Source organism: Cellulomonas sp. A375-1, assembly GCF_001040865.1.
Taxonomy (GTDB): Bacteria; Actinomycetota; Actinomycetes; order Actinomycetales; family Cellulomonadaceae; genus Cellulomonas; species Cellulomonas gelida.
Window position 1 is genome coordinate 4,712 of sequence record NZ_LFKW01000100.1, and the last position, 4,494, is coordinate 9,205.

A 4,494-nucleotide genomic window follows, 5' to 3' on the forward strand; every position below is an offset into this window, starting at 1 on the left:
CGCCGGGTTCGGCACGTGGGAGGCGGCGGCCGCGCTCGCGACCGGCTTCGTCGCCAAGGAGGTCGTCGTGGGGTCGCTCGCGCAGACGGCCGCCGTGGCCGAGCCCGACGACCCCGCGCACCCGGGCGATCTCGGCGACCGGCTGCGGGCGACGTTCGAGCGGTCGTCCGGTGGGCACCCGGGGGCCGCGGCCGCGGGGTTCCTGTGGTTCGTGCTCGCCTACAGCCCGTGCCTGGCCACCCTCGCCGAGCAGCGGAGGATGTTCGGGCTGCGGTGGACTGCGCTCGGGGTCGGCGTCGGGTTCACCGTCGCGTGGGTGGGCGCGGTCGTGGTGTTCCAGGTCGGGCGGTTGCTGGGATGAACGCGGAGAGGGACGTGCCACGACCCGTGCGGACAGCGCGTGCGAACGCTGCTGGTCCGGAGGCGACCCGATGAGCGTGCTCGACGACGTGCTGCGCGTGACGCGCTCCGGCGCTACGCCCGCGACGACCGCGCGTACCCTCGGGATCGACGAGGGCCTCGTCGTCGCCGCGCTCGACCACTGGGCGCGCCGCGGCGCCCTCGCGCCGACGCTCGCCCGCCGCGACGCGCCGTGCTCGTCGTGCGACCCCGGCACGCCCAGCGACACCCCGCTCCCACTCGCGTGCGCCGGCTGCCCCCTCGCCCGCCGCTGACCTGCCCGCACCAAGCCCGCCCCTGACCGGCCTGCGCCACAGACCAGCCGCCCCCGACCGGCCTGCCCCTGACCGGCCTGCCACTGACCGGCCTGCACCTGACCGGCCTGCCGTGACGGGCCTGCCGCTGACGGGCTCGGCCTGGTCGTGGCTCGAGGGCCATGGGGGTCGGCGTCCGGTCTGCGACCGGTCCCGGTCCGGCTCCGCGCGCGAGTGCGAAGATGCCCCCCGTGACTGCCGTGGCCGACGAGAACCGCTTGCGCACCGACGTCGTCGCCGCGCTCCGGTCCGCCGTGCGCGGCGCGGTGGACGACTCGTCCCGTCGCCGCGCCGAGTACTCGACCGACGCCTCGAACTACCGGGTCGTGCCCGAGGTCGTCGTCTTCCCGCGCGACCGCGACGACGTGCTGGCCGCGCTCGCGGTCACGCGCGAGGCCGGTGTGCCGCTCACGGCTCGCGGTGCGGGGACCTCCGTCGCGGGGAACTCGATCGGCCCCGGCGTCGTGCTCGACTTCTCGCGCCACGTGAACCGCATCCTCGAGATCGACCCGGAGGCACGCACCGCGCGCGTCGAGCCGGGCGTGATCATGGCCTCGCTGCAGCGGGCAGCCGCACCCCACGGTCTGCGGTTCGGGCCGGACCCGTCCACGTGGACCCGCGCGACGCTCGGCGGGATGATCGGCAACAACGCGTGCGGGCCGCGCGCCGTCGCCTACGGCCGCACCGCGGACAACGTGCTCGCACTCGACCTCGTCGACGGCACCGGCCGTCGCCTCACGGCCGGTGCGGGGGAGGGCGCGCTCGACGTGGTCCCCGGCCTGGCCGAGCTCGTGCGAGGGAACCTCGACCTGCTGCGCACCGAGCTCGGGCGGTTCGGGCGCCAGGTCTCCGGGTACTCGCTCGAGCACCTGCTGCCCGAGAAGGGCACCGACCTGGCGAAGGCGCTCGTGGGGACCGAGGGCACGGTCGGCACCTTGCTCGAGGCCACGCTCCGGCTCGTCCCGGTCGCGGCAGCGCCCGTGCTCGTGGTGCTCGGCTACCCGGACATGCCGACCGCCGCCGACGCCGTGCCCGCACTCCTTGCGCACCGGCCCATCGCGATCGAGGGCATGGACGCGCGGCTGGTCGACGTGGTCCGACGAGTCCGCGGTGCCGCCGCGGTGCCCGACCTGCCGCCCGGTGGCGGCTGGCTGATGGTCGAGGTCGGCGCCGACACGCTCGACGAGGCACTCGACCGGGCCCGGGCGTTGGCTGCCGACTCGGCAACCGACGCCGTGGCCCTCTTCCCCCCCGGTCCGGCGGCCACCGCGATGTGGCGCATCCGTGAGGACGGTGCCGGTCTCGGCGGGCGCACGCCGTCCGGCGAGCAGGCCTGGCCGGGCTTCGAGGACTCGGCCGTGCCGCCCGCGAAGCTCGGCGGGTACCTGCGTGACCTCGAGGCGCTCATGGCGCAGCACCGGGTCGACGGGCTCGCGTACGGGCACTTCGGCGACGGCTGCGTGCACCTGCGGCTCGACATCCCGCTCGAGCGGTCCGGCAACCCGCTGCGGGCGTTCATGGAGGACGCGGCGGAGCTCGTCGCGTCGCACGGGGGGTCGCTCTCCGGCGAGCACGGCGACGGGCGGGCTCGCTCCGAGCTGCTCTCGGTCATGTACTCGCCGCGGGCAATCGAGGTGTTCGGGGCGTTCAAGGACCTGTTCGACCCCCGCGACCTGCTCAACCCCGGCGTCCTCGTCCGGCCCCGGCCGCTCGACGCCGACCTGCGGCGCCCCGCCGCGCACCGTCTGCCGGCCGCCACGGGCTTCGCCTTCGCGCACGACGCGGGTGACCTCACGACCGCCGTCCACCGTTGCGTCGGGGTGGGCAAGTGCCGCGCGGACTCGACCGCCGCGGGCGGGTTCATGTGCCCGTCGTACCTTGCGACCAAGGACGAGAAGGACTCGACGCGCGGCCGCGCGCGCGTGCTGCAGGAGATGGCCAACGGCTCGCTCGTCTCGCGCGGCTGGTCGTCGCCCGAGGTCCACGAGGCGCTCGACCTGTGCCTGAGCTGCAAGGCGTGCTCGTCCGACTGCCCCGCGGGCGTCGACATGGCTCAGTACAAGTCGGAGGTGCTGCACCGTACGTATCGCCGCAGGCTTCGCCCGATCAACCACTACGCGCTCGGCTGGCTGCCCCGCTGGGCGCGCATCGTCACGGGAGTGCCCGGGCTCGCGCGGGTCGTCAACGCGGTGCTCGGGGTCCGACCGATCGCCAAGCTCGTCCTCGCCGGGGGCGGCATGGACACCCGTCGCGAGATGGTCAGCTTCGCGGACGAGCCGTTCCGGCGCTGGGTCCGACGGGGGGGCGCGGACCAGGTCACGGTCGCGAGCACGCCCGACGAGCATCGGCCTGAGCGCGGGGACGACGAAGGCCGACGTCCGCGCGTGCTGCTGTGGACCGACTCGTTCAGCGACGCGCTCGCACCCTCGGTCGCGCACGCGGCGGTCGCCGTGCTGCGGGACGCCGGGTACGAGGTGCTCGTCCCCGACCACCAGGCCTGCTGCGGCCTCACGTGGATCAGCACGGGCCAGCTCGACGGTGCGCGTCACCAGCTCGAGCACCTCCTCGAGGTGCTCGGCCCGTTCGCGGTCAACGGCATCCCGATCGTCGGCCTCGAGCCCTCGTGCACCGCTGTCCTCCGTTCCGACCTGACCGACCTCCTGCCTGACGACCCGCGCGCGGTCGCGGTCGCGCGCGAGACCCGCACCCTCGCGGAGCTCCTCACGGCGCCCGCGCCGATCGGCCCCGGCGACCGCTGGCAGGTGCCCGACCTGTCCGACGTCACCGCCGTCGTCCAGCCGCACTGCCACCACTACTCGGTCATGACGTGGACCGCTGACCGTCGACTGCTGACCGACGCGGGCGCGCAGTTCTCGGCCATGGCCGGCTGCTGCGGCCTCGCAGGCAACTTCGGCATGGAGAAGGGCCACTACGACGTCTCGGTCGCCGTCGCGGAGAACTCCCTCCTGCCCGCACTGCGCGACGCGGCACCCGGTGACATCTACCTCGCCGACGGCTACTCGTGCCGCACCCAGGCCGACCAGCTCGCCGGTGTGGAGGGCATCCACCTCGCTCAGCTCCTGGCCTCCCACCTCCCCGCCCAGCGAGACGCGGCCACGCCTACCTCCTGACCTGCTCACGGGCGGTCGGGCTCTCACGGCGGGACCGCCTCGACACGCGCGCCCCCGGCCGGCACTGCTCCTGGAGCGTTGTACGCGCGACCGCCGCGCGTGCGGAACACGTACCGCCGACCCTCGCCGCCGGTTGGTGAGCCGAGCGTCGACAGCAACCCGGGCTCGGCCCGTTCGACGTGCTCGACGTCCAGGTCGAGGCGGTGCACCTCGTGATGGTGGAAGCCGCACAGCAGCAGGGCGTTGTCGAGGTCGGTCGCGCCGCCGTCGCGGTGCCACCACGCGATGTGGTGCAGCTGGCCGTACGCGGGCGGCACGCTGCAGCCGTTCCACGCGCATACCCGGTCCCGCGCGATCACCGCGTAGCGCTGCGCGGGCGTGAACGCTCGCCGCGTCCGACCCACGTCCAGCGGCAGCCCCGCAGCGCCCATCACCACCCGCGTCATGGCGCAGTCGCACAGCGCGGCAGCGAGCTCGGTCGCCGAGAGCGGTACCCCCGCGTCGGTCACCGCGGACGGGACGGTCGGCGGCATGAGGGGCACGCCCTCTGACCGCCGCCCCTGTGCTCGTGGACCGGCCGCGCGACGCTGCCCCTGCTGACTCCTCACGAGCGCCCATGTCTCGGCCGGAACCAGCAGCGAGACGTGCGA

Annotated in this window: 3 protein-coding genes and 1 pseudogene; 3 read left to right on the forward strand and 1 reads right to left on the reverse strand. The window is 74.8% G+C overall.

Annotated features, from left to right (window positions below):
- The 3 genes and pseudogenes from CWIS_RS19410 to CWIS_RS10455 form a co-directional block, all read left to right on the forward strand.
- A pseudogene (locus tag CWIS_RS19410) lies at positions 1-361 on the forward strand (nucleoside recognition domain-containing protein); the annotation flags it as partial.
- Positions 362-431: 70 nt separating this feature from the next.
- The gene (locus tag CWIS_RS10450) at positions 432-674 is read left to right on the forward strand and encodes a hypothetical protein (RefSeq protein WP_048343229.1); all 243 of its coding nucleotides are present in this window, start codon (positions 432-434) and stop codon (positions 672-674) included.
- Between the two features lie 221 nt (positions 675-895).
- Positions 896-3,844 carry an FAD-binding and (Fe-S)-binding domain-containing protein gene (locus CWIS_RS10455; protein ID WP_048343236.1) on the forward strand — a complete coding sequence of 983 codons (2,949 nt, stop codon included), beginning with the start codon at positions 896-898 and terminating at the stop codon, positions 3,842-3,844.
- A gap of 23 nt (positions 3,845-3,867) precedes the next feature.
- Here the strand turns inward: CWIS_RS10455 and CWIS_RS10460 are convergent, their stop codons facing one another.
- Entirely contained in the window at positions 3,868-4,377 is a 510-nt protein-coding gene (locus CWIS_RS10460) for an HNH endonuclease signature motif containing protein (protein WP_048343230.1), read from the reverse strand.
- Positions 4,378-4,494 lie beyond the last annotated feature (117 nt).